The organism is Mesorhizobium australafricanum (assembly GCF_033977265.1).
Classification (GTDB): domain Bacteria; phylum Pseudomonadota; class Alphaproteobacteria; order Rhizobiales; family Rhizobiaceae; genus Mesorhizobium; species Mesorhizobium australafricanum.
This window is the reverse complement of the sequence record NZ_JAVIIT010000010.1, coordinates 159,073-182,770: the sequence shown is the minus strand read 5'-3', so window position 1 is coordinate 182,770 and position 23,698 is coordinate 159,073. Positions and strand designations below refer to the sequence as shown.

General features: G+C 64.4%; 19 protein-coding genes and 1 pseudogene. 10 read left to right on the top strand and 10 right to left on the bottom strand.

Annotated features, from left to right (window positions below):
* Nucleotides 1–43: 43 nt before the first annotated feature.
* From RFM98_RS20505 to RFM98_RS20495, 3 genes and pseudogenes are all read right to left on the bottom strand, one after another.
* Nucleotides 44–3,529: pseudogene (locus RFM98_RS20505) on the bottom strand (indolepyruvate ferredoxin oxidoreductase family protein); the annotation flags it as partial.
* Nucleotides 3,530–3,725: 196 nt separating this feature from the next.
* Nucleotides 3,726–4,256, bottom strand: a complete 531-nt coding sequence (locus tag RFM98_RS20500) for a hypothetical protein (protein ID WP_320310569.1) — start codon at nucleotides 4,254–4,256, stop codon at nucleotides 3,726–3,728.
* The gene (locus tag RFM98_RS20495) at nucleotides 4,249–4,857 is read right to left on the bottom strand and encodes a CGNR zinc finger domain-containing protein (RefSeq protein WP_320310568.1); all 609 of its coding nucleotides are present in this window, start codon (nucleotides 4,855–4,857) and stop codon (nucleotides 4,249–4,251) included. Before RFM98_RS20495 ends, RFM98_RS20500 begins: the two co-directional genes overlap by 8 nt.
* Before the next feature lie 98 nt (nucleotides 4,858–4,955).
* Between RFM98_RS20495 and RFM98_RS20490 the strand changes: the two genes are divergently transcribed.
* The 4 genes from RFM98_RS20490 to RFM98_RS20475 all read left to right on the top strand — a co-directional run bounded on the left by RFM98_RS20490 (nucleotide 4,956) and on the right by RFM98_RS20475 (nucleotide 9,593).
* On the top strand, nucleotides 4,956–5,861 hold the full coding sequence (locus tag RFM98_RS20490; protein ID WP_320310567.1) for a branched-chain amino acid ABC transporter permease: 906 nt from the start codon (nucleotides 4,956–4,958) through the stop codon (nucleotides 5,859–5,861).
* 174 nt (nucleotides 5,862–6,035) lie between these two features.
* Nucleotides 6,036–6,641: a TRAP transporter small permease subunit gene (locus RFM98_RS20485; RefSeq protein WP_320212994.1), complete on the top strand. Its 606-nt coding sequence runs from the start codon at nucleotides 6,036–6,038 to the stop codon at nucleotides 6,639–6,641.
* A complete protein-coding gene (locus RFM98_RS20480) occupies nucleotides 6,641–8,428 on the top strand; it encodes a TRAP transporter large permease (protein WP_320310601.1) in 1,788 nt (595 codons plus the stop codon). The genes RFM98_RS20485 and RFM98_RS20480 overlap by 1 nt, the downstream gene beginning before the upstream one ends.
* A 136-nt stretch (nucleotides 8,429–8,564) precedes the next feature.
* Entirely contained in the window at nucleotides 8,565–9,593 is a 1,029-nt protein-coding gene (locus RFM98_RS20475) for a zinc-dependent alcohol dehydrogenase family protein (protein ID WP_320310566.1), read from the top strand.
* Nucleotides 9,594–9,890: 297 nt separating this feature from the next.
* Here the strand turns inward: RFM98_RS20475 and RFM98_RS20470 are convergent, their stop codons facing one another.
* Nucleotides 9,891–11,000 (bottom strand): TRAP transporter substrate-binding protein, encoded by a 1,110-nt coding sequence (locus tag RFM98_RS20470; protein ID WP_320212992.1) that lies wholly within the window; start codon nucleotides 10,998–11,000, stop codon nucleotides 9,891–9,893.
* Between the two features lie 245 nt (nucleotides 11,001–11,245).
* Here RFM98_RS20470 and RFM98_RS20465 point away from each other — a divergent pair, with 245 nt between their 5' ends.
* On the top strand, nucleotides 11,246–12,019 hold the full coding sequence (locus RFM98_RS20465; RefSeq protein ID WP_320310565.1) for a gamma-glutamyl-gamma-aminobutyrate hydrolase family protein: 774 nt from the start codon (nucleotides 11,246–11,248) through the stop codon (nucleotides 12,017–12,019).
* Nucleotides 12,020–12,040: 21 nt separating this feature from the next.
* Here the strand turns inward: RFM98_RS20465 and RFM98_RS20460 are convergent, their stop codons facing one another.
* The 5 genes from RFM98_RS20460 to RFM98_RS20440 all read right to left on the bottom strand — a co-directional run bounded on the left by RFM98_RS20460 (nucleotide 12,041) and on the right by RFM98_RS20440 (nucleotide 16,503).
* Nucleotides 12,041–12,427, bottom strand: coding sequence for a hypothetical protein (locus tag RFM98_RS20460; RefSeq protein WP_320310564.1), 387 nt, complete (start codon nucleotides 12,425–12,427; stop codon nucleotides 12,041–12,043).
* Nucleotides 12,428–12,628: 201 nt separating this feature from the next.
* Complete coding sequence (locus RFM98_RS20455; RefSeq protein ID WP_320310563.1) at nucleotides 12,629–13,612, bottom strand: 2-hydroxyacid dehydrogenase; 984 nt, start codon at nucleotides 13,610–13,612, stop codon at nucleotides 12,629–12,631.
* Nucleotides 13,609–14,631 carry a LacI family DNA-binding transcriptional regulator gene (locus RFM98_RS20450; RefSeq protein ID WP_320213101.1) on the bottom strand — a complete coding sequence of 341 codons (1,023 nt, stop codon included), beginning with the start codon at nucleotides 14,629–14,631 and terminating at the stop codon, nucleotides 13,609–13,611. The genes RFM98_RS20455 and RFM98_RS20450 overlap by 4 nt, the downstream gene beginning before the upstream one ends.
* Before the next feature lie 79 nt (nucleotides 14,632–14,710).
* On the bottom strand, nucleotides 14,711–15,595 hold the full coding sequence (locus RFM98_RS20445) for a DMT family transporter (protein ID WP_320310600.1): 885 nt from the start codon (nucleotides 15,593–15,595) through the stop codon (nucleotides 14,711–14,713).
* Nucleotides 15,596–16,095: 500 nt separating this feature from the next.
* A complete protein-coding gene (locus RFM98_RS20440) occupies nucleotides 16,096–16,503 on the bottom strand; it encodes a DUF2000 family protein (protein WP_320310562.1) in 408 nt (135 codons plus the stop codon).
* A 44-nt stretch (nucleotides 16,504–16,547) separates the two neighbouring features.
* Here RFM98_RS20440 and RFM98_RS20435 point away from each other — a divergent pair, with 44 nt between their 5' ends.
* The gene (locus RFM98_RS20435) at nucleotides 16,548–17,438 is read left to right on the top strand and encodes an AraC family transcriptional regulator (protein ID WP_320310561.1); all 891 of its coding nucleotides are present in this window, start codon (nucleotides 16,548–16,550) and stop codon (nucleotides 17,436–17,438) included.
* A 141-nt stretch (nucleotides 17,439–17,579) separates the two neighbouring features.
* Here the strand turns inward: RFM98_RS20435 and RFM98_RS20430 are convergent, their stop codons facing one another.
* Nucleotides 17,580–18,053, bottom strand: a complete 474-nt coding sequence (locus RFM98_RS20430; RefSeq protein WP_320212986.1) for a MarR family winged helix-turn-helix transcriptional regulator — start codon at nucleotides 18,051–18,053, stop codon at nucleotides 17,580–17,582.
* A 387-nt stretch (nucleotides 18,054–18,440) separates the two neighbouring features.
* On the opposite strand from RFM98_RS20430, the gene RFM98_RS20425 reads away from it, so the two are divergent.
* The 4 genes from RFM98_RS20425 (at nucleotide 18,441) to RFM98_RS20410 (ending at nucleotide 23,672) form a co-directional block, all read left to right on the top strand.
* Nucleotides 18,441–19,475 carry a CobW family GTP-binding protein gene (locus RFM98_RS20425; protein ID WP_320310560.1) on the top strand — a complete coding sequence of 345 codons (1,035 nt, stop codon included), beginning with the start codon at nucleotides 18,441–18,443 and terminating at the stop codon, nucleotides 19,473–19,475.
* A 274-nt stretch (nucleotides 19,476–19,749) separates the two neighbouring features.
* Nucleotides 19,750–20,724 carry a WD40 repeat domain-containing protein gene (locus RFM98_RS20420; RefSeq protein ID WP_320310559.1) on the top strand — a complete coding sequence of 325 codons (975 nt, stop codon included), beginning with the start codon at nucleotides 19,750–19,752 and terminating at the stop codon, nucleotides 20,722–20,724.
* A gap of 138 nt (nucleotides 20,725–20,862) precedes the next feature.
* Nucleotides 20,863–22,239 (top strand): aspartate aminotransferase family protein, encoded by a 1,377-nt coding sequence (locus tag RFM98_RS20415; protein WP_320310558.1) that lies wholly within the window; start codon nucleotides 20,863–20,865, stop codon nucleotides 22,237–22,239.
* Nucleotides 22,236–23,672, top strand: a complete 1,437-nt coding sequence (locus tag RFM98_RS20410; RefSeq protein WP_430682328.1) for a glutamine synthetase family protein — start codon at nucleotides 22,236–22,238, stop codon at nucleotides 23,670–23,672. The genes RFM98_RS20415 and RFM98_RS20410 overlap by 4 nt, the downstream gene beginning before the upstream one ends.
* Nucleotides 23,673–23,698 lie beyond the last annotated feature (26 nt).

Below are 23,698 nucleotides of genomic sequence, written 5' to 3'. Positions count from 1 at the left end.
AGAGAATTCAATCCTTCGGCAAACAATCGGCCGGCTGGTGCGATCACTCCGCCGCCCGAAGTGCCGGCTCCGCCGAAGCCTGGGCCAAACGCTCGATCAACCGCGAGCGCTCGCCTGCCGCCTTCCCGGCGCTGGCCTGCCGGACATGGCCATAGCCGCGAACAAGAGCCGGCACGGAGGCAAGGGCCGTCGCGGCCTCCACCCTGCCGGGTGTCAGCGCGCCGGCAATGAGGTCGAGATCGGCTTCGTACTCTCTCAGCAGCTGTCGTTCCATGCGCCGCTCGGTCGTGTAGCCGAAAAGATCGAAAGCGGTTCCGCGCAGGCCCTTCATCGCCGCCAGCAGCCGAAACCCCTTCATCATCCACGGGCCGAAGCTGGATTTCCTGGGCTTGCCGTCATTGCCGCGCCGGCCAAGGATCGGCGGTGCGAGATGGAATTCAAGCCTCTCGTAACCCTGGAACTGCTTGGCGAGGTCGGCGGCGAACGTGCCGTCTGTGTAGAGCCGCGCCACCTCGTACTCATCCTTCATCGCCATCAGCTTGAAGAGATTCCTGGCGACGGCCTCGGTCACCGCGGTCGAGCCGGGCACGGCCTTGGCTTCAGCGGCGCGCAAGATGGCCAGGCGGTCGGCGTAGCGCCTGGCGTAGGCGGCGTTCTGATAGGCGGTGAGGAACGCGACACGGCTGGCGATGACATCGTCCAGCGTCTCGGCCGGCGTGGATGCCGCCTTGCCGGCCTGGCCAACCAGCCCGCGCACGAAATCAGGCTGATGCGCGGCGCGGCGGCCCCAACGGAAAGCCGCGATATTCATCGCCACCGCTTCACCGTTCAATTCTATCGCCTTTTCAACGGCTTCGGCTGAAAGCGGCAGGCCGCCATGCTGGAAGGCGAAGCCAAGCATGAACATGTTGGCGCCGAGCGAATTGCCGAACAAAGCGGTCGCCGTGCGGGTGGCATCGAAGAAGTGGGCCTTGTCGTCGCCGGCAGCCGCCCGGATCGCCTTCTTCAACCGCTCGATCGGCAGCGAGAAGTCGGCGGAACGGGTGAATTCGCCAGGCATGATTTCGGCGGTGTTGGCGAGGAAGATCGTGTGGCCCTCGCGCACCGCGCCCAGCACCTTCTTGGCTCCGGAGACGACGAGATCGCAGCCGAGCACGAGGTCGGCCTTGCCGGCCGAAACGCGAATGGCGTGGATGTCCTCGGGCGTCGGGGCGATGCGGACATGGGTGAAGACCGAGCCGCCCTTCTGGGCAAGGCCGGCCATGTCGATCATGCCGCAGCCCTTGCCTTCCAGATGCGCGGCCATGCCAAGCACCGCGCCGACGGTGACGACGCCGGTGCCGCCGACGCCGTCGATGATCGCCGCCCAGCCCTGATTGCCCATGCGGAATTCAGCCGGCACGGGCACGCCGTCCAGCGGATCGGCCCTGCCGGCAATGCCTTCGGCCTTCCTGATCTTGCCGCCATGCACGGTGACGAAGGACGGGCAGAAGCCGTTGAGGCAGGAAAAATCCTTGTTGCAGCTCGACTGGTCGATGCGGCGCTTGCGGCCGAATTCGGTCTCGACCGGCTGGATCGAGACGCAGTTCGACTGCACACCGCAATCGCCGCAGCCTTCGCAGACCAGTTCGTTGATGAAGACGCGCTTGTCGGGATCGGGAAAGGTGCCGCGCTTGCGGCGCCGACGCTTTTCGGCGGCGCAGGTCTGATCGTAGATCAGCACCGAAACGCCCTTCACGTCGCGAAGCTCGCGCTGGACGAGGTCGAGATCGTCGCGATGATGGATGGTGATGCCGGGAGGGAAATCGGCCTTGCCGGCATATTTGTCCGGCTGGTCGGTGACGACGGCGATGCGGTCGACGCCCTCGGCGCGCACTTGTCTCGCGATCATGTCGACGGTCAGGCCGCCCTCATGCGGCTGGCCGCCGGTCATCGCCACCGCGTCATTGTAAAGGATCTTGTAGGTGATGTTGGCGCCGGCGGACAGTGCGAAGCGGATCGCCAGCACGCCGGAATGATTGTAGGTGCCGTCGCCGAGATTCTGGAAGATGTGGTCGCGCCTGGAGAACGGCGCCTGGCCAACCCATTGCGCGCCCTCGCCGCCCATGGCGGTGAAGCCGACGGTGTTCCTGTCCATCCACAGCGCCATGAAATGGCAGCCGATGCCGGCGGCGGCGATCGAGCCGTCCGGCACCTTGGTCGACGAATTGTGCGGGCAGCCCGAGCAGAAGAAGGGCGTGCGCGAACCGATGTCGACGGTGTCGGCAAGCATCGCCTGGAACTGGCGCAGCTTCGCCACCCGCGCGGCGATCTCTTCCGACGGACCGATCGTGCGCAGGATCCTCTCGCCGAGCGCGATCGCGATCTCGTTCGGATCGAGCGCGCCCTTGGCCGGAAACAACCAGTCGCCGCGCTCGTCCTTCTTGCCGACGATCACCGGCCGCGTGGCGGTGCCGTAGAGGTTCTCGCGCAGCTGCACCTCGATCAGCGAGCGCTTTTCCTCGACGACCACGATGGTGTCGAGGCCGCGGGCGAATTCGGCGATATGCTGCAGGTCGAGCGGCCATGGACAGCCGACCTTGAACAGGCGGATGCCGATGCGATTCGCCGCCCCTTCGTCGATGCCGATATCCTCCAGCGCCTGGCGGACATCGAGATAGCTCTTGCCGATGGTGATGACGCCGAGCTTGGGATTGCGGCCGCCGGAATAGACGATGCGGTTCAGCCCATTGGCCTGGATGAAAGCCGAGGCGGCGGCGCGCTTATATTCATGCAGCCGCTCTTCCTGGCCGAGCATGTCGATCTCGTGGCGGATGTTCAAGCCGCCCTTTGGCATGTCGAACTCGGGAATGACGATGTTGAGCCGCTCGATCGAGGCGTCGACCGAAGCCGTCGATTCGACGTTGTCCTTCACGCATTTGATCGCCGCCCAGGTGCCGGCGAAGCGCGACATGGCAAAGCCGTAGAGGCCGTAGTCGATGATCTCCTGGACGCCGGCCGGGTTGAGGATCGGCACCATGGTATCGACGAACAGGAATTCGGTGGCATGCGCGTTGGTCGAGGATTCGGCCATGTGGTCGTCGCCCATCAGGGCAAGCACGCCGCCATGCTTCGACGAACCGGCAAGATTGGCGTGGCGGAAGACGTCGCCGGAACGGTCGACGCCCGGCCCCTTGCCGTACCAGACCGAAAAGACGCCGTCATGCGTGCCCTCGCCCAGCAATTCGGTCTGCTGCGAGCCCCAGCAGGCGGTGGCGGCGAGTTCCTCGTTGAGGCCGGGCTGGAAGACGATATCAGATTGCGCGAGCTGCCTTTTTGCCCGCCATAGCTGCATGTCGAGGCCGCCAAGCGGCGAGCCGCGATAGCCGGAGACGAAGCCCGCCGTGTTGAGGCCGGCGCGCCGATCGCGCTCGCGCTGCATCAGAAGCATGCGCACAACCGCCTGCGCGCCGGACAGGAAGACGCGCTCCTTGCCAAGGTCGAACTTGTCGTCGAGCGCGACGTCGTGCAGCGTCATCAGGTATTTCCTCTGCGGAGGCGCCGCAAATCAGGCAGCCAGCGTCGGAGTGGGACGGCGCAGTCTTTCTTTCCTTGCGGGAGAGGTCAAACAAAATCGCAGGGGCCAAGTAACACGCAACAAACGGTCTGGCGAATAGCCAGCGGCGCATGCAAGATGATGCTAACCGCTTCGCGAGGAACAAAAATTTCGCGTGAATGCGTGCGTTTCAGGTCGCTTTCGAGCAATCCGGCTTCTGCTCATCGGGCAGTTTGCCGTCAGGATGACCGGCGAGGTCCGGGTTGAGCTCGTAGTTCGGCCCGATCACCAGCGGCCGGTCAGGCAGCATCGTCTGGTCCTCGGACGAGGTCATGGTGGTGTCGATGCTCTGCAGCAACGTGCCGCTCGCATCCTGGATGCGGATCGAGACGGCGTAGGGCTTGTCCTTGACCACGCAGGTGAGCGGCGGGCTGGTCAGCGTAATGTGAGGCAGCTTCGGCCAGATCTTCTGGTTGACGATGATCGGATCGCCACCGGCCGGGTTCTGGAAGCTCACGACCGCGACCTGGCCATCGACCATCGGGCGCAGCGGCTTCAGCGTGATGACATAGGTGGCGATGGCAAGCCGGTAGTTGAACTCGAACAGTTTTCCGGAGATGGCAAAGAGCTGATCCTTGCCGGTGTCGCGGCAGGCGCCGAGCGCGATTGCGGCGACCAAGGCAGCGCCGACCAGAGCCGAACGCGACAGTTTCCTAAGCATTGCTGACCTCCCTCGCCGCCGTACGACGGCGGTAATAGCGGTTTGCCTTCTGGCGGTTGCCGCAAACGGCCATGTCGCACCAGAGACGGCTGGCGTTGCGGCTGCGGTCGACGAACAGCCAGCTGCAATTGGGGCAGATCCTCAGCCTCGCCACCGTTTCGTCGCGCAACAGCGACAGCGCCGAGACGGCCAAAGCCGCCTCGAAGGCAATCGGCGTTTGCGGATTGCCGAAAGGCTGGCCCGGCGCCCCGATCTCGGTCGCGCTGCCGGACAGCCCGCTGGCGCAGGCGGTGAGGAAATCCGGCAGGTGGCTGGTCGCGACCGCGCCGTTCGATACGGCGTGGCGAAACAGGCGATCGGTCGCTTCTCGAATCGAGATGACAGTTGGTTTTATCTCGCCCGGCTCCGGCGCCCTCAGCCGCCGGCCGCCGAGCTCGGTGGCGCGAAAGCCGCTCGCCGCCTCCGCGAAGCGGGCGATCTCGGTCGGATCGTCGAAGCGATCGAAGGACTTTTGCGGATCGTTGCGCAGCACGACGGTGTTCGCCGTGTCGAGCGCTAGAATGCCACCGGTGAAGCGGTGTGGGGTCCAGGATACCGTCATGGTAGAAATCTAACCGATAAAACCTGTTTGACAAGTTAGATTCCGGATGCAACGCTTCGAATTGTGGCCAAGGGGACGCGACGGCCCAGGGATGCCGCATGCTCTATTTCTTCCAGCAGGTGCTAAACGGGCTGCATTCGGGCGCACTCTATGCGCTGCTCGCTTTCGGCTATGTGCTGACCAACGGCATCCTGCACCGCACCAACCTAGCCTATGGCGCGCTGTTTGCCTTTTGCGGCCAGACGATGATCCTGACCGCCGCCTTCGGCTATCAGGCGCTGTGGCTGACGCTGGCCGCCTCGGTCGCGCTCGGCGTGGTTGCCGCCGTGCTTTACGCCGCGCTGATCAGCCATGCCTTGTCGCGCAGCGTGTTCGAAAAGCTCGCCGACCGTTCACCCAACGCCATCGTCGTGACGACGCTCGGCATTTTGCTCTTCCTGTCGGAAGCCAGTCGCATCGCCGCCGACACGCACGACCTCTGGCTGCCGCCAATGCTCGCCGATCCCGTCATTTTCGCCCAGGGTGACGGCTTCAAGGTCACGCTCACCGTCATCCAGTTGCTCGACTGCGCTTGTGTCATCGCGATGGTGGCGCTGGCCGCCTGGCTGTTTTCGCATTCACGCTTCGGCCGCGCCTGGCGCGCCGTCTCGGACGATCCGAAGGCGGCGGCGATGTGCGGCATCGACGTGGGCGCGGTGTTTCGCCTGGCCGTGCTGTTCGGCGGCTTCTGCGCAGCCTTGGCCGGGGTGCTTGCCGGTCTCTATTACGGCAATGTCAGCTTCGGCACCGGGCTCATCTACGGCCTCAAGATCCTGTTCGTGACGGCGGTCGGCGGCTATCTGTCGCCGCTCAAGGCGGCGCTTGGCGCGGCGGCCTTCGGCATGGCGGAATCGCTCTGGGCCGGCTACTTCCCGCTCGAATGGCGCGACGCCTGGATCTACCTCTTCCTCGTCGCCATGCTGGTGCTGATCGGCGCCGGCCGCGACCAGGCCAAGATCGCCTGAACCTCCATACTTTGGTTGCATGACGTTCGGTGAACCGGCGCCTTTCCACCGGCGCTATCGTTTGTCGCGCCTTGTCGTGTTGACCTGCCAGACCACGCGCTGCATACCGTTGGGCCAGGCGACGCGACACCGGAGGGGGAATCGGGCGCGCCGTCTAGCATCAGGGAGGAATGCATGGCAGGGCTTCTCGCTCTTTCCAGGACAATCGACCGCATCAATGAGTTCATCGGCCGCTGGGTCTCGTGGCTGATCCTGCTTGCGATCCTGGTGAGCGCTGGCAATGCCGTCATCCGAAAGGTGTTCGACATCTCCTCCAATGCCTGGCTGGAACTGCAGTGGTACCTGTTCGGCGCCGCCTTCATGCTGGCCTCCGCCTACACGCTGAAGCAGAACGACCATATTCGCATCGACATCGTGTACGGCATGTTTTCGCGCCGTGCGCAGCACCGGATCGACCTGCTCGGCCATCTGCTTTTCCTGATGCCGTTCGTCGTGCTGATGGTGATCTATTTCGTGCCTTACGTGTCACTGTCCTTCCACAGCGGCGAGATGTCGACCAATGCCGGCGGCCTGATCGTCTGGCCGGCCAAGGCCATCCTGCTCGTCGGCTTCTTCCTGCTCGCCCTGCAAGGGGTTTCCGAAATCATCAAGAAGATCGCCATCATGCGCGGCGACATGGACGATCCCAATCCCTTCGTGTCGGCGCATGAGCAGGCCGAACTGGAGGCCAAAGCGCTGGTCGAAGAGGCCAAGGCGATCGCTGGCGAGGTGCGCCCGTGATCGAATTCATCGCGCAGAACATGGCGCCGATCATGTTCGCCTCGCTGATCATCTTCCTGTTGATCGGCTACCCCGTCGCCTTCTCGCTCGCCGCCAACGGCCTGCTGTTCTTCTTCATCGGCGTGCTGGTCTCGCCCTATTCCGGCGGCTCGATCAACCTTGCCTGGCCGCTGCTGCATGCATTGCCCGACAATTTCTACGGCACCAGGGTGATGTCCAACGACACGCTCCTGGCGATCCCCTTCTTCACCTTCATGGGCATCGTGCTGGAACGGTCCGGCATGGCCGAGGACCTGCTCGACACGGTCGGGCAGCTTTTCGGCCCGATCCGCGGCGGGCTTGCCTATGCGGTGATCTTCGTCGGCGCGCTGCTTGCCGCCACGACCGGCGTGGTGGCGGCGTCGGTCATTGCCATGGGGCTGATCTCGCTGCCTATCATGCTGCGCTACGGCTATGACCGTCGCGTGGCGTCGGGTGTCATTGCCGCCTCCGGCACCCTCGCCCAGATCATCCCGCCCTCGCTGGTGCTGATCGTGCTCGCCGACCAGCTCGGACGTTCAGTCGGCGACATGTACGCCGGCGCATTGATTCCGGGCCTCGTTCTGACCGGCATCTACATGCTCTATATCCTGATCGCGTCGATCGTCCGGCCGAACGCAATGCCGGCATTGCCACTCGAAGCCCGCACGCTCGGTCACGGCGTGATCTCGCTGATCGTGGCGCTGCTGGTCGCGGGCGCGGTCTCCTACGGCGCCTACCGTTACCTCGTGCCAGCCCATGGCGACAATGCCGACATCCTCGGCGCCGCCGTCGGCGTCATCGTCATCTACATCGTCGCCATCGCCGACAAGCGACTGAACATCAAACTGATGTCGAGGCTGGCGCAGCAGGTGGTGATCGTGCTGATCCCGCCGCTGGCGCTGATCTTCCTGGTGCTCGGCACCATCTTCCTCGGCATCGCGACCCCGACGGAGGGCGGCGCCATGGGCTCTGTCGGCGCTTTGATCATGGCGGCGGCGAAGGGTCGGTTGTCGCTGGATGTGATCAAGCAGGCGCTGACCTCGACGACGCGCCTGTCTTCCTTTGTGCTCTTCATCCTGATCGGCGCGCGCGTCTTCTCGCTCACTTTCTATGGCGTCAACGGCCATATCTGGGTCGAGCATCTGTTGACCTCGCTGCCCGGCGGCGAGGTCGGTTTCCTGATCGGCGTCAACATCCTGGTCTTCGTGCTCGCCTTCTTCCTCGATTTCTTCGAGCTCGCCTTCATCATCGTGCCGCTGCTCGCACCGGCCGCCGACAAGCTCGGCATCGACCTGATCTGGTTCGGCGTGCTGCTCGGCGTCAACATGCAGACCAGCTTCATGCATCCGCCCTTCGGCTTCGCGCTGTTCTACCTGCGCTCGGTCGCGGCCCGCGTGCCCTATCTCGACCGTATTACCGGCAAGAAGATCGCGCCGGTCACCACCGGGCAGATCTATTGGGGCGCGGTGCCGTTCGTCTTCATCCAGGTGATCATGATCGGGCTGACCATCGCCTTCCCGCAAATGGTGATGCGCTACAAGGGCGCCGCAGTCGAGCCCAGCAGCATCGACATCAAGTTGCCGGACATGCCGTCGCTGTCGCCGCTCGGCACGCCGCCGGCGGGCAATGGCGCTGAGCCGGCAAATGGCGGCGCGCCGGCGACATCCGGCACGCCAGACCTGTCGCAGCCGCCGAACTTCGGCGACGCGCCGGCCAAGCCGGCGGCGCCGGCGCCCGATCTCTCGCAGCCGCCCAAATTCAACTAGGGCAATTCACCGTTTCACAGAAACGGCGAAATGCCCTATCTCTTTGTTTTGACGCAATTTCGGACGGAAGGCTACGGCGAAGTCGCCGAGCCTAACCGCTTCACACTTTTCCTGAAATTGCTCTGAGGTGATTACCATGCGAGCCGTGCGGCTGGACAAAGTGGGCAGCATCGGGCTGCGTGAGGTTCCCAGGCCCGTTCCCGGGCCCGAGGACATTCTCGTGCGCATCGAGGCCTGCGGCGTCTGCGGCACCGACCGGCACCTTTTCCATGGCGAGTTTCCCTGCACGCCGCCGGTAACGCTCGGCCATGAATTCTCCGGCATTGTCGAAGCCGTCGGCAGTGCCGTATCCGGCATTGCCGTCGGCGACCGGGTCACCGGCGATCCCAACATCGCCTGCGGGCGCTGCGCCCACTGCCATGCCGGCCGCGTCAATCTCTGCAGCAATCTCAGGGCCATCGGCATCCACCGCGACGGCGGTTTTGCCGACTATGTGCTGATGCCGCAGAAGCAGGCTTTCCGGCTGCCGGCAAGCCTCAAGCCGACGCATGGCGCCTTCTGCGAGCCGCTGGCCTGCTGCCTGCACGGCGTCGACCTGGCCGCGATCCGGCCCGGCGCGTCGGTCGTCGTGCTTGGCGGCGGCGTCATCGGCCTGCTCGTCGTGCAACTGGCCAAGCTTGCGGGTGCGGCGACCATCATCCTGTCGACCAGGCAGGCCTCGCGCCGCGCCCTTGCCGAAGAGCTCGGCGCGACCGCAACGGTCGATCCAAGCGCCGGTGATCCTGTTGATGCCATCGCAGGTTCGTCCGGCCTGGCGCCCGGCGGTGTCGACGTGGTGCTGGAATGCGCCGGCGTGCGCGACACGGTCGAGCAGTCGATGCGGATGGCGAGGGCCGGCGGCACGGTCGTGATCGTCGGCGTCGTGCCGCAAGGCATGAAGGTGGAGATCGAGCCGTTCGACCTCCTGTTCAGGGAATTGAAGGTGCTCGGTTCCTTCCTCAACCCGTTCACGCATGGACGCGCGGCGCAGCTCATTGCCTCAGGCGCCATCGAGATCGACCGGCTGATTTCGCGGCAGGTCAGCCTTGAAGAGGCGCCGGACGTGATCGCCAACCCGCCAGCGCCGGGCGAGGTCAAGGTGCTGGTGGTGCCTGGCCGAGGCTGAAGTGCAGCCTTGCAACGGCTGGCGATTGACGAAACCGCCGGGACAGCGCCCCTCTCTGCGTCTCTATACGGGGAGAGGATGCCGGTCCACCCTCCGCAGCTGCAGCGCAGCTGCTGCGGAGGACGGGCAGGCAGATGAGGGGCAGCGCCAGCGCCGGACGGGTAAGGCATGAGGTTGGTGCTTCGGCCCTGCACTTAAGCCCAAGGCGATCCAATTGCCGAAGCTGGCGCCGCCCCTCATCCGCCCTTCGGGCACCTTCTCCCCGTATAGTGACGGGGAGAAGGGACTGTTCGCGGCCTACAGCTTGCCGTTGCGCTGCTGCACCATCATGAAGGTGTCGTAATTGTATTCGGCGACCTGGGCCCACAGGTAGTGCTCCTTACGGAAGCCCTTGATCGATTCCCAGATCTTCTTGAACGGCGCGTTCGAGGATTCCATCTCGGCGTAGACCTCGTTGGCCTTCTCGAAGCAGGCGGCCATGATCTCCTGGCTGAACGGCGCCAGCTTGGCGCCGCTCGACACCAGCCGTTTCACGGCGGCCGGGTTGAGATAGTCGTATTTCTGCAGCATGTTGGCGTCGGCAGCCTGGGCCGCGGTGTGCACCAGCGACTTGTAGGCCGGCGAAAGCTCTTCGTACTTGGCCTTGTTGAACAGCAGGTGGACGGTGGGGCCGCCTTCCCACCAGCCGGGATAGTAGTAGTAGGGCGCCACCTTGTAGAAGCCGAGCTTCTCGTCGTCATAGGGGCCGACCCATTCGGCGGCATCGATGGTGCCCTTTTCCAGCGCCGGGTAGATGTCGCCGCCGGCGATCTGCTGCGGCACGACGCCCAGCTTCTGCACCACTTTGCCGGCAAAACCGCCGATGCGCATCTTGAGGCCGGAAAGATCCGCGACGGTGTTGATCTGCTTGCGGAACCAGCCGCCCATCTGAACGCCGGTGTTGCCGCCCGGCAGGCCGAACAGTCCTTGCGTGGCAAGGAACTCGTTGAAGAGATCGATGCCGCCGCCATGATAGTGCCAGGCATTCATGCCGCGCGCATTGAGCGAGAAGGGCACGGCTGCGCCCAGTGCCCAGGTGGGGTCCTTGCCCCAGTAATAGTATGCCACCGTATGGCAGGCCTCGACGGTGCCGGCCGTGGTGGCATCCGCCGCCTGCAGGCCAGGCACCAGTTCACCCGAGGCGAAGACCTGGACCTGGAAATTGCCGTCGGTTGCCTCCGACAGCATCTTGGAAAAGACTTCGGCGCCGCCATAGATCGTGTCGAGCGATTTCGGGAAGGACGACGCAAGCCGCCAGGTCACTTTCGGGTTGGACTGGGCAATGGCCGGCGTGGCAAGTGCTGCGGCCGCTGCCGCAGCACCGACGCCGGACGCACCGGCCTTGCGGATGAATGAACGACGATCCATGCAGTTTCCTCCCTTGCGGATCAGCTGACCGGCCTATCGGCAATCCTCGCTGCCTTGGTCGGTTGCGCGAAACAATACACGGGCAAGATGTCGAGTCCAGCATCGCGGGCAACGTGCAACTATAGTCTAACGCCATTCGCCCTGGCCCATGCGAGGCCACGAAACTTGCCATGGCAAACTGCCTTCAGATCGCCTATTTTGTAGGCAGATTAACTCCTTAGCTCTCGAAGGACCCCAGACCCAAAATGCAGCAGCCGCTTGTCGCAGTCTCGACCGACGTCCGCCAGTTCGACAACTACACCTGGCACGCAGCACCGCAGCAATATCTGGAAGCGGCGGTCGCGGGCGCCGGTGTGTTTCCGCTGCTGGTGCCGTCCTTCGGAGATCGGCTCGACCTCGACGAATTGCTGTCGTCGGTCGACGGCGTCATGGTCACCGGCTCGAAGTCCAATGTGCATCCTTCGCTCTATGGCGGCGATCCGAGCGAGGCCAACGGTCCCTACGATCCGGCGCGCGACGCCACCACGCTGCCGCTGATCCGCAAGGCGATCGAGCGCGGCGTGCCGCTGCTTGCCATCTGCCGCGGCATCCAGGAACTGAACGTTGCGCTCGGCGGCACGCTGGGCACCGAAATCCAGGAGCGCGAAGGCTCGCTCGACCATCGCGCGCCGGTGAGCGACAATCAGGACGAGCGCTTCGGCATCCACCAGACGATCTCGATCAAGCCGGGAAGCTGTCTTGCCGGCGTGTTCGGCGCCGGTGAAATCAAGGTGAATTCCCTGCATCGCCAGGGGATCGACCGGTTGGGTTCCAAGCTCCAGGTCGAAGCTTTGGCTACCGACGGCACTGTCGAGGCGGTCTCGGTCAAGGACGCCCGCGCCTTCGCGGTCGGCGTGCAATGGCACCCCGAATATTGGGTGAAGTCGGACAGCAATTCCGCCAAGATCTTCCGCGCCTTCGGCGATGCCGTGCGCCTGCATGCGGCGGCGAAGACTGGCGCCCGCGCGGCGGCGGAATAGAGCTGCCGGGAAGTTCGGCCGTTATTCGTCGTTGTTGAGAGCCAACAGCGGCGCGGCCGGCGCATAGGATTCATAACCATCGCCATCGGCAACGCCGAAGGCGACGATCGGATCGACGCCGTTCTCACTGAAAGCGACCGAGCCGTCCGCCTGCTCGCGCCAGAATTTCACGCGCTCGATGCCGGGCATCAGCCTGCGGCAATCCGGAGCAACATCGAGCCGCGACAGACCGTCCGAGACCGAGGCTCCCCGCTGGACAGCGCAGGCCGCTTCGTCGCCATTGGCAGTCAATCGGTAGGTGGTTGCGGCGGCGGTCTCGACAGCCATGCCTTGGCCGTCGCTGCCATCCAGGAAATGCGCGCCCCCGAACAACGCGACCGACGCAACCAACCCTGCAACCAGCTTCACGCCGCTTCTCCATACTCAGCCAAGTATGGAAAATGATTTCAAATGGTTAAGCAGCAGTTAATGCGCTATCAATGCATTAACAAATGTGGCGAACACGCCTAAAGCGCGTCGCGCTGAACCGGGTTCAGGCGACGCGCTTTAAGTCGTTGTTTGATACATGTCGTTGTCCCAGAACCGCTGCACACTTCTGGGCGACATGCATTAACCGCGCGCCTTGACGTTGATCGTCTCCGGCACGGGGGTCAGCGGCCGGCGCTCGGTGAACCAGGCGACGAGATTGTCAACGCAGAGATCGGCCATGGCGCGACGGGTATGGTCCGAGGCCGAGCCGATATGCGGCAGCAGCGAGGTGTTGGGCGCGTCGAGCAGGGCCTGCGGCACGTTCGGCTCGTCGGCAAAGACGTCGAGCCCCGCTGCGGCGATGGTGCCGTTCTTGAGAGCCGCGGCAAGCGCTGCCTCGTCCACCGTGCTGCCGCGACCGATGTTGACCAAGACGCCGTTCGAACCCAGCGCCGACAGGATCTCGGCATTGATCGCTTTTTCCGTGGCAGCACCGCCCGGGGCAATGCAGATCAGCGTGTCGACGGCTTCGGCAAGGCCTTTCAAAGTGGCGTGATATTCGTAAGCCGGGCCTTCGACCTTGCGGCGGTTGTGATAGGCGATCGGCAGGCCGAAGGCTTCAAGGCGACGGGCGACGGCAAGGCCGATGCGGCCCATGCCGAAAATGCCGATGCGGCGGCCGCGCAAGGTAAGCCGGCTCAGGCGATAATTGCCCTTCTTCACCCAGTCGCCGTCGCGCAGCCATTTCTCGGCGGCGTACATGTCGCGCACGGTGTTGATCAGCAGGCCGATCGTGGTGTCGGCAACCTCCTCGGTCAGCACATCGGGCGTGTTGGTGACCATGACGCCGCGCTTCGCGGCATGATTGGCATCGACCGAATCATAGCCGACGCCGAAATTGGCGATGATCTCGAGGTTGGGCAACGCGTCGATCATGGCGGCGTCGATGCCGCCGAAGCAGGCGATGCCGCGCACGGTCCTGCGCATTTCGTCCGTCACCAGCCCAGGGTCGGCGCGTTCGATCCGAACGCGCTTGAACGCCTTGTCGATGCGGCCGATGGCATGGTCGTTGAAATTGCCCGGCACCAGGATGGCGACCGGCGATGTTCCTTCGGCCTTGGTCATGCACGCTCCACCGGCTTGCCGGTCGACTGCCGCACATGCAGTTCCGGCTTGATCAGTTCCTGCGAGGGCCGCACCGCCTGTCCGTTCAATTTGTCGAGCAAGGCGCTCGCGGCGCGGCGGCCAACCTCACGCTGGCCGTTCCAGACCGTGGTCAGGGCCGGTGTCGCGATTGCCGCCTCCTCGAGATCGTCATAGCCGGTCACGGAAATATCGACGCCTGGCATGAGGCCGGCGCGCGCGATGCCGTTCATCAGCCCGATCGCGACCAGATCATTCCAGCAGCAGGCGGCGGTCGGCTTGTCTTTCAGCGCCAAAAATTGTCCCGCGGCCTCAAAACCGGCCTGCTTGGTGCGCGGCCCGGGAATGCGCCAGGACGGCCTGACTTCCAGTCCGGCCGCCTCCATGGCGTTGACATAGCCCTGGTAGCGGTCGCGGCCTGTCGAGGTCTGATCGGTGCCGCCGACCATGGCGATGCGCTTGTGGCCGAGCGAGATCAGATGATTGGTGGCAAGTGCCGTGCCATAGGCATCGTCGCCGCGAAACACCGGCACGTCGGCGCCGGCGACGGTGCGCGCGATCAGAACGGCGGGCAAGCCGTTTTCCTCGGCCATGATGATGTCCTCGGCCGGCGTGCCGATCGCGGGCGACATGATGACGCCGTCGGCGCCGAGCTGCAGCAGCGTGTCGATGAAGGTGCGCTGCTTTTCGAGCTGGTCGTAGTGGTTGGACAGGATGAATGTCTGACGGCTGCGGTCGAGCTCGCTTTCGATCGAGCGCAGGATTTCGGCGAAGAACGGGTTCATGATGTCGTGCACGACGACGCCGACGATGCCGGAGCGCGAGGTGCGCAGCGAGGCGGCGCGACGGTTGTAGATATAGCCGATGGCGCGGGCGTGTTCCTTGATGCGCTCGCGCGTGGCGCCGGCCACCAGCGGGCTGTCGCGCAGCGCCAGCGATACCGTTGCCGTGGAGACGCCGAGCGCATCCGCGATCGTCGAAAGCTTGATCTTCTGTGCCAGTGCCCTTCGCTCCCCAGGGTCTTTGGATTCAGGTCTTTAAATTTTTTAAAACGGCCTTATGCCATCGATCAGGAGCAATTCAAAGTTTTTTCGCCAGCGTTTCGGCCTCGGTATCCACCGTCGCAAGGTTGCGCAGGCGCAGCCGGTGCTCGCGGTGGATGATGTAAAGGCCGCTGGCAACGATGATGGCCGCACCCAACAGCGTCCAGCGGTCCGGGAACTGATGGAAGATCAGCCAGCCCGAAATGATCATCCAGACCATTTGAGAATAGGGGTAAGGCGCAAGTGCCGTGGTGGTGGCCAGGCGATAGGCCTGCACCAGCAGGTAGTGACCGCCGGCGCCAAAGACCCCCAGCATCAAAAGAATGAACCAATGCCAGCCGTCCAGCGGCAGCGCATGCGAGAAGGGCAGCATGGGCAACAGCAGCGCGGCCGGCGCCAGCGCCGAGAACAGGATCAGGCTCTCGGACGTTTCCGTCGCCGACATGCGCCGGGTCATGATGACGTAAAAGCTGTTCGACAGCATCGAGCCGAGCGCGAAGAGATGGCCGACGCCGAACACGCCTACACCGGGCCGGGTGATGACAAGCACGCCGAAAAAACCGGTGAGGATCGCCAGCCAGCGCCGCCAGCCGGCCCATTCACCAAGCAGCGGGCCGGCAAGCGCGGTGATGACCATCGGGCCGAAGAAATAGATCGAGGTGGTTTCGGCCAGTTGCAGCGTCTTCAGCGCCAGGATGTTGAACATGGTCGAGCCGAAAAGCAGGCAGCCGCGCAAGATATGCGCCGGCAGGTTGTTGGCGCGAAAACGCGCCGGCTTGCGCCAGCCGCGCAGGAAGAGACCGACGAGCAGCACGTGGACGGTGAATCGGGTCCAGGCGACGATCAGCGCCGAAACGCCGGCCAGCACCAGATATTTGCTGGAGGTGTCGAGAAAGGTGAAGCAGACATAGACGCAAAGCATCAAAAGCATCGCCACGGGCGGCGTTGCGCTGTCGTCGTTGTTTTTGGGAATGTTCAAAGTCGGGCCGGGGGAAAGGTAGACACCACCCTTTTGCGGCAATCGCCGCCGGCCGGCAAGCCAAAAGCGACTGGCCCAACAAGCGCGCCGGACAGGCTTAGAACGCACAGTCGATGGCGATTGGCCTGAGCGTTCCTCGTTGTGATAGCGTTCAGACTGATCGTGGAGGGATTGACCGAAGCCTCCGGGACGTCGTCATCCACGGGCGGAGCGACGCGAAGCGGAGCGAAGACCCGAGGATCCATTCCGTGACCTTCCGCGTGGAGTGCAAGCGGAGCAGAATTCTGCATCGTGGCAACGCTTTGAAGTCACGGAATGGATTCTATGGTCTGCGCCGCGTCGCTTCGCTCCTTGCTCCGCCATAGAATGACGACGTGATGGGCGTTCAGGCCAACCCCAAACGTCCGCAATGGCCCTTCGGGCGAAGGAGCATGTCACCCATTTCAGGCATGCATGCGGGCGCCCTTGGTGATCTTGTCGGCCAGCTTCTTTTCGCCGCGCAAAGCGATGCCGACGACCTTGGCATCGTTGGGGGCGAATTCGGCGAAGACGGCGCGATTGGCAGCATCATGGCCGGTCGCGAACATCTCCTCGACATAGGCGGATGTCGTTACGCCGCGCTCCAGTGCCCGGCGATGGATCGTGCTCAGCGTCGCCCCATCAGCCGACAATACGATGATCGGCTGGACGGACATAGGGTTGTAAGGATTGCCGGCGCGGTCGCGATAGGGGTCGCCGATGATCTCGGGGAACTGTGCCACGATACCGCTGGTCAGGAACGCCGTGACGTTGAGCTTCTGCCACACAGGAAGATCGTCCCTCAGAACAATTGCAATTTTCGTATCGAACACCAAGATTGAGACTCCGAGAGATGGCCCATGACGGGCGGGACGCGATGGCTCAGGGTCTAGGCGGTGAGGTGGCACAGGGTCTTGAACGTTCGTGCGCGGATGCTACCGGTGACCGCATCGTTTCGGCGCCGGGCGGCCTGGGCCTCGAGCGCATCGAGGCGCGCTTCCGTGGCAATGCCTTCGACCTGCACCGGCACGACACCTATGCCATCGGCGTGACGCTCGACGGCGTGCAGCGCTTTCACTATCGCGGCGCGCTGCAACACAGCCTGCCCGGCCAGGCGATCGTGCTGCATCCGGACGAATTGCACGATGGCGGCGCCGGTACCGAAGACGGGCTGCGCTACAGGATCCTTTACCTGGAGCCGTCCCTGCTGCTCGACTGCCTCGATGGCGAGCCGCTGCCTTTCGTCCGTGACGCCGTGGTCAACGATCCGGCGCTGCGAGACACGCTGCTGTCGGCGCTGGCGCCGCTGGACGAGGAGCTCGGTGACCTTTTCGTGGCTGATTTCGTTGCGCAGCTGGCGCAACACCTTCAGCGCCACGCCGGACAGCCGGCAAAGTCAACAGGCAAGACCGCATGGCGCGCCGCCGCGCTTGCCCGCGACTATCTTGAGGAGAATGCCGAACGGCCGGTGCGCTCCGATGAGCTGGAGGCCGTTACCGGCCTCGACCGTTACGCGCTGTCGCGGCATTTTCGCGCGACCTATTCGACCAGCCCGCATCGCTTCCTGTTGATGCGCCGGCTGCAAAGGGCACGACGCATGATTGCCGAGGGAGAGTCGCTGGCGGAAATCGCCGCTGGCGCCGGCTTCAGCGACCAGAGCCATTTCAACCGCCATTTCAAGAAGGCGTTCGGCCTGACGCCGGGGCGTTGGGCAGCGCTGGTTGGCGCGACGCGTAGCGTCGTCGCTCAAGGGCGAGACGGCCGGTGATGGCGCCAAGCGCGATGCGCAGCATCGTCGCCCTTTTCGGCTAAAATCCTTGGGTGGTGCATGAGCGATGACGCTGCGCGTCACGCTTTCGGAACAATGTCGACGTGGGTGAGTGAAGCGACGACGCTGCGCGTCGCGCCTTCACGCTTCATCCAGCTCCGCATCGTCGTCGATCAGGACCAGATCTTCGTTCGACAAGTTGGCCTCGATGCGGGCAAGCAGCTTGAACAGCGCTTTCTGATCCTTCTTGTCGAGGCCCTTCAGCGCCTGCTTCTCGGTCTTCTTGACCGACTTCTCAATGGCGCGGATGGTTTCGCGACCGGACTCGGTGAGGAAGATATGAGCCTGACGAGCGTCGGCGTTGGAGGCGCGCTTTTCGAGGAAACCCTGCGCCTGCAGCCGGTTGATGGTCTTGGTGATGGTCGGCGGACGCACGCCGAGCCGGCCGGCGAGGGTGCCGGGGGTCTGGCCGTCCTCGCGGTCGAGCGCCAGCATGATCTGGTCCTGGCCGGCATAGAAGCCGTGCGCCAGAAGCCGCGCCGCGAGCGCCGTGCGCGCCAGCCTTGCCGCCGAATGCAGCCGGCTCATTGTCGCTGTCTTGTCCGCCTTGGCCATGGTCATTCCCTCTTCGGCCGAACCGGTGCGGGCACCTTAAAGGCTGTCCGACGGTTGGCAAATGACGATCTCTAAGAATCCGGCTTGCGGAACGCTTTGCCGGCAAGCATTGCGGTGCCCGGGCAGGTGATGCCAGATGTTTATTTCAGTTAGATGACAAACGACTTTTGTGCCGACGAGATTCACGATGGACGCCGGCAAGGGCCATTCGGCGCCCGCGCGGCTGCTTCGTTTGGCCTGCCTCGAGCGCCGCCAATCCGTCCTTGGCGCCACCCCGATCGGAGGGTCCGCCTGGCCTATCGGTTTGGCGCGTGCAAAAGCGTGGCACCCATCCTATATGAGGCCGACAATCCAAGATTTTCGAGGCCAAGATTTTCGAGGCAAGTCATGAGCGATGCACAGACGCAAATCCCGGTAACCGTTCTCACCGGCTATCTCGGCGCGGGCAAGACGACGCTGCTCAACCGCATCCTGTCGGAGAACCACGGCAAGCGCTACGCCGTCATCGTCAACGAGTTCGGCGAGATCGGCATCGACAATGACCTGATCGTCGAATCCGACGAGGAAATCTACGAGATGAACAATGGCTGCGTGTGCTGCACGGTGCGCGGCGACCTCATCCGCGTCGTCGAAGGCCTGATGCGGCGGCCCGGCCGCTTCGACGCCATCGTCGTCGAGACGACGGGGCTGGCCGATCCGGTGCCGGTGGCGCAGACCTTCTTCATGGATGACGACGTGCGCACCAAGACCAAGCTCGACGCGGTTGTGGCGCTGGTCGACGCCAAGCACCTGCCGCTGCGGCTCAAGGATTCCAAGGAAGCCGAGGACCAGATCGCCTTTGCCGACGTCGTGGTGCTGAACAAGACCGATCTGGTCACCCCGGAAGAGCTGGAAAAGGTCGAGGCGACGATCCGCGCCATCAACCCGGCGGCCAGAATCCATCGCACGGAGCGCGCCGGTGTCGCGCTTGGCGAGGTGCTCGACCGCGGTGCCTTCGACCTGTCGCGCGCGCTGGAGAACGATCCGCATTTCCTCGAGGCGCATGATCATGATCATGATCACGACCACCACGATCATGACGGGCATGACCATCATCACCACGACCATGCGTCGGATATCCACGACGTGACGGTGAAGTCGGTGTCGCTGCGCGGCGGCGAGATGGACCCGAAGAAGTTCTTCCCCTGGATCGAGAAAGTGACCCAGATGGAAGGGCCGAACATCCTGCGGCTAAAGGGCATCATCGCGCTCAAGGGCGACGACGACCGCTATGTCCTGCAGGGCGTGCACATGATCCTCGAAGGCGACCACCAGCGCGCCTGGAAGGATGGTGAAAAGCACGAAAGCCGGCTGGTCTTCATCGGCCGCGATCTCGACGCCGATCGGTTGCGCAAGAGTTTTGAAGCCTGCCAGGCGGCTTGATTTCCGCCGGCCTTCCCCTTCTCCCCTTGTGGGAGAAGGTGGATCGGCGCGCAGCGCCGAGACGGTTGAGGGGTGCGTGACGGATCGCCGTCTTTGCCAAGCTGGAGCACCCCTCATCCGACCGAGCTTCGCTCGGCCACCTTCTCCCACAAGGGGAGAAGGGAGAACCCCGGCGCCGGCGCCCCCCTCGCTTGTCACGGTTCCAATCATGGGTTGAGACCCGCAGCTCAACCCCTTATGGGGAACGGCAGAAATCTCATATGGACCAATTTGCATGCCGACAGTCGCCCCGCTTGATCTCGAAGGCCATTGCGTCGCCGCGGTCTTCCTTGCCGACGTGCCTCACTTTGCGCTCGCCGACGGTTCGATCCACCGGCTGGACAATGGGCAAAAGACGGTGCGGGCCAATGACGGACTGCTCGCCGCCTTCCACGACGCTCCCAACGACCGGCTGATCACCGGCGGGGAGGACGGCAAGGTGTTTGCCGTGAAGGCCGGCGGCGAGGTGAGCGAGCTCGCCAGCGCGGGTAAAAAATGGATCACCAGCGTCGCCGCGGGGCCGCAAGGCGCGATCGCCTATGCGTCGGGCAAGAACGCTTTCGTGCGTTTTGCCGACGGCAAAACCAAGGAATTCATCCATCCGCGCTCGGTGGAGGGGCTGGCCTTCTCGCCCAAGGGCATGCGGTTCGGCGTTGCCCGCTACAATGGCGCGACGCTGCATTTCCCGGCCGCCGAGGGCAAGCCCGTCGAACTCGAATGGGCCGGCGCCCATACCGGCATCAGCTTTTCGCCGGACGGGGCCTTCCTGGTCACCACCATGCAGGAGAATGCGCTGCATGGCTGGAAGCTTGCCGACGGCAAGCACATGCGCATGAGCGGTTATCCCGGCAAGGTGAAAAGCCTCTCCTGGAGCGTCAAGGGCAAATGGCTGGCGAGCTCGGGGGCGCCGGCGGCAATCGTCTGGCCCTTCGCCAGCAAGGATGGACCGATGGGCAAGGCGCCGCTGGAGTTCGGCACGCGCGGCAACACAATGGTGACCTGCGTCGCCTGTCATCCGAGCCAGGATGTTGTGGCCATCGGCTATGAGGACGGCATGGTGATCGCGGCGCGCTTCGCCGATGCCAAGGAAGTGCTTCTGCGCCGCCCCGGCAAGGGCGCCATCACCGCGATGATGTGGGACAAGGAAGAGCGCCGCATCGTGTTCGGCAGTGCCGCAGGCGATTGCGGCGTCATAGACATCACGGCATAGGCAGTAGGGAATAGGCAGTAGGGCTTAGGGACGACGGCACCTACTGCCTACTGCCTACTGCCTACTGCCTACTGCCTACTGCCTACTGCCTACTGCCTACTGCCTACTGCCTACTGCCTACTGCCTGAAGGGGGCTTCATGCATTCAATCGACCGGACTTCCATCGGCGGCATCGCTGCCGCCCGCATCGCCGAATTGCGCGACACTGAGGCGGCCGCCTTCCGCAAGGCGCGGCCGAAATCCGAGGCCAAGCTCGGCAATGGCATCGCCGGTTTTCTCGGCGGCGTGCCGATGCACTGGATGACCGACTGGCCAACGCCGTTCCCGATCCTGGTCGACGGCGCGAAAGGCGCCACCATCACCGACATCGACGGCAACAGGCTTGACGATTTCTGCCTCGGCGACACCGGCTCGATGCTTGGCCATTCGCCGCCGCCGGTTGCCCGCGCGATTCGCCGCCAGTCCGGGCGCGGACTGACCTATATGCTGCCCAGCGAGGATGCGCTGGCGATAGGCTCGCTCCTGCAGCAGCGCTTCGGCCTGCCCTACTGGCAGATCGCCACCACCGCCACCGACGCCAACCGCTTCGCGCTGCGCGTGGCCCGCGCCGTGACCGGGCGCGAAAAGATCCTGGTCTTCAACGGCTGCTATCATGGCGCGGTCGACGAGACGATGGTGCGGCTGGTCGACGGCAGACCGGCGAACCGGCCGGGGCTCGCCGGCGAGTTCCGCGACCTGACGCGAGCGACCAAGATCGTCGAGTTCAACGACATTGCCGCATTGGAAGCGGCGCTGGCCGACCGCGACGTCGCCTGCGTCATCACCGAGCCGGTGCTGACCAATTCCTGCATGGTGCTGCCGGAGCCCGGCTTCCACGACGCGCTGCGGCGCCTGACCCGCGCGGCCGGCACGCTGCTCCTGATCGACGAGACGCACACGATTTCGACGGGGCCGGGCGGCTATACAAGCAAGCACGGGCTGGAGCCGGACCTGTTTGTGCTCGGCAAACCGGTGGCCGGCGGCGTGCCGGCGAGCATCTGGGGCATGAGCGAGGAGGTTGCGACACGCTACGGCGCCTACAACCGGGTGAAGGAGCCCGGCTATTCCGGCATGGGCACGACGCTGTCGGCCAATCCGCTGCAATTCGCGGCGATGCGCGCGACGCTCGAAGAGGTGATGACCGAGGCGGCCTATGCACATATGGACCGGCTGGCGCGCCGGCTCGATGCGGGGCTCTCGGCCGTCATCGAGCGAAACAAGCTGCCCTGGCATGTCGCGCGGGTCGGGGCGCGCGTCGAATTCATCTGCGTGCCCGGGCCGCTCGGGAATGGCGGCGAGGCGGAGAAAGCGCATGCGCCGGAACTGGAAGCCGCCATCCATGTCGCGCTGGTCAATCGCGGCGTGCTGATCGCGCCGTTCCACAACATGATGCTGATCTCGCCGGCAACGACTTCCGCGCAAGTGAGCCGGCTGATCGCCGCCTTCGCCGCAGTTGCAGCCAGGCTGACGGCATGAGACAAGCAGTTGAAAGATTGGCGGCCATGGACAATCCGAACACAGTTGCGACTTCTCCTCCCGGCTCGGCGCCCGCGGAGGCAAAAGCCTTTCTCGACGCGCATCCCGAGATCGAGGCGTTCGACATCGTGCTCACCGACGCCAACGGCATCGGCCGCGGCAAGATCGTGCGCCGGCACGAGCTGATGGGCATTTTCGAGAACGGACGGCATCTGCCGATCTCGATCCTTGGCCTCGACATCACCGGCGAGGACGTGCACGAAACCGGGCTGGTGTGGGACACCGGCGACGGCGACCTTCGGGCATGGCCGATCCCCGGCACGCTGGTGCCGCTGCACGGCACCACCCCGCCGCGCGGCCAGGTGCTGATGTCGATGCACCACCTCGACGGGCAGCCGATGACTTCCGATCCGCGGCTGGTGCTGGCAAGGCAGGTGGAGTTGCTGGCGGCCAGAGGTTTGCATCCGGCCGGCGCCTTCGAGCTGGAATTTTTTCTTTTAGCCAACGAGCGCGATGCGGACGGCAAGGTGCAAGCCGCCCGCGCGGTGCTCGACGGCCGCCGCTCGGCCAAGACGGAAGTCTATTCGGTCGACCATCTGCACGGCATGGAGCCGCTGTTTTCCGACATTTACGCCGCCGCCAAGGCGCAAGGCATCCCGGCCGAGACGGTCATTTCCGAATACGCGCCCGGCCAGTACGAGCTGACGCTGAACTACCGCAAGGACGTGATGCGGGCGGCGGACGACCTCGTCATGCTGAAGCGGCTGGTCAGGGCGCAGGCGCGCCGGCACGGCGTCACCGCCTGCTTCATGGCCAAACCCATCGAGGCCTATGCCGGCTCGGGCATGCATTTCCACGTCTCGCTGCAGGACGATGCCGGCCGGAACGTCTTCACCGAGGCCGCCGGCGAAAAATGGTCGCCAAGCCTGCTCAACGCGCTGGGCGGCCTGATCCACACCATGGCGGAATCGATGCTGGTGTTTGCGCCGCACGCCAATTCATGGCGGCGCTTCGTCGCGCAATCCTACGCGCCGGTGGCGCCGAGCTGGGGCGTCAACAACCGCTCGGTAGCGCTGCGCGTGCCGGCGGGCGATGCCAGGAACCGCCGCATCGAACACCGGCCTTCCGGCGTCGACGCCAACCCCTATCTGGTGGCGGCGACTGTGCTGGCCGGCATCGTCAAAGGGCTCGACGAGGGACTGGATCCAGGGCCTGAGACAACCGGAAACGGCTACGAGCAGGCAACGGAGAAATCGACCATGCCGGTCGACTGGCGCGCCGCGATCGAGGCGGCCAGGGCCTCGTATTTCCTGAAGTCGGCGCTCGGCGCCGACCTGCACCGTACCTTCGTGGCGATCAAGCAGGCGGAATATCTGCGCGTCGCGCGCACCGTCAGCGAGCTGGATTACCACCTCTACCTGCACGAGGTGTGAGGATCGGGAACCATTGCCAGGCTCGC

Bases quoted from the DNA above. Each gene is read 5' to 3' on its own strand.
- RFM98_RS20485 (WP_320212994.1), top strand. From the start codon at position 6,036: ATGGCAGGGCTTCTCGCTCTTTCCAGGACAATCGACCGCATCAATGAG.
- RFM98_RS20455 (WP_320310563.1), bottom strand. From the start codon at position 13,612: ATGACCAAGGCCGAAGGAACATCGCCGGTCGCCATCCTGGTGCCGGGC.
- RFM98_RS20435 (WP_320310561.1), top strand. From the start codon at position 16,548: ATGGCTCAGGGTCTAGGCGGTGAGGTGGCACAGGGTCTTGAACGTTCG.
- RFM98_RS20445 (WP_320310600.1), bottom strand. From the start codon at position 15,595: ATGCTTTGCGTCTATGTCTGCTTCACCTTTCTCGACACCTCCAGCAAA.
- RFM98_RS20425 (WP_320310560.1), top strand. From the start codon at position 18,441: ATGAGCGATGCACAGACGCAAATCCCGGTAACCGTTCTCACCGGCTAT.
- RFM98_RS20500 (WP_320310569.1), bottom strand. From the start codon at position 4,256: ATGCTTAGGAAACTGTCGCGTTCGGCTCTGGTCGGCGCTGCCTTGGTC.
- RFM98_RS20430 (WP_320212986.1), bottom strand. From the start codon at position 18,053: ATGGCCAAGGCGGACAAGACAGCGACAATGAGCCGGCTGCATTCGGCG.
- RFM98_RS20415 (WP_320310558.1), top strand. From the start codon at position 20,863: ATGCATTCAATCGACCGGACTTCCATCGGCGGCATCGCTGCCGCCCGC.
- RFM98_RS20465 (WP_320310565.1), top strand. From the start codon at position 11,246: ATGCAGCAGCCGCTTGTCGCAGTCTCGACCGACGTCCGCCAGTTCGAC.
- RFM98_RS20495 (WP_320310568.1), bottom strand. From the start codon at position 4,857: ATGACGGTATCCTGGACCCCACACCGCTTCACCGGTGGCATTCTAGCG.
- RFM98_RS20470 (WP_320212992.1), bottom strand. From the start codon at position 11,000: ATGGATCGTCGTTCATTCATCCGCAAGGCCGGTGCGTCCGGCGTCGGT.
- RFM98_RS20490 (WP_320310567.1), top strand. From the start codon at position 4,956: ATGCTCTATTTCTTCCAGCAGGTGCTAAACGGGCTGCATTCGGGCGCA.
- RFM98_RS20475 (WP_320310566.1), top strand. From the start codon at position 8,565: ATGCGAGCCGTGCGGCTGGACAAAGTGGGCAGCATCGGGCTGCGTGAG.
- RFM98_RS20420 (WP_320310559.1), top strand. From the start codon at position 19,750: ATGCCGACAGTCGCCCCGCTTGATCTCGAAGGCCATTGCGTCGCCGCG.
- RFM98_RS20410 (WP_430682328.1), top strand. From the start codon at position 22,236: ATGAGACAAGCAGTTGAAAGATTGGCGGCCATGGACAATCCGAACACA.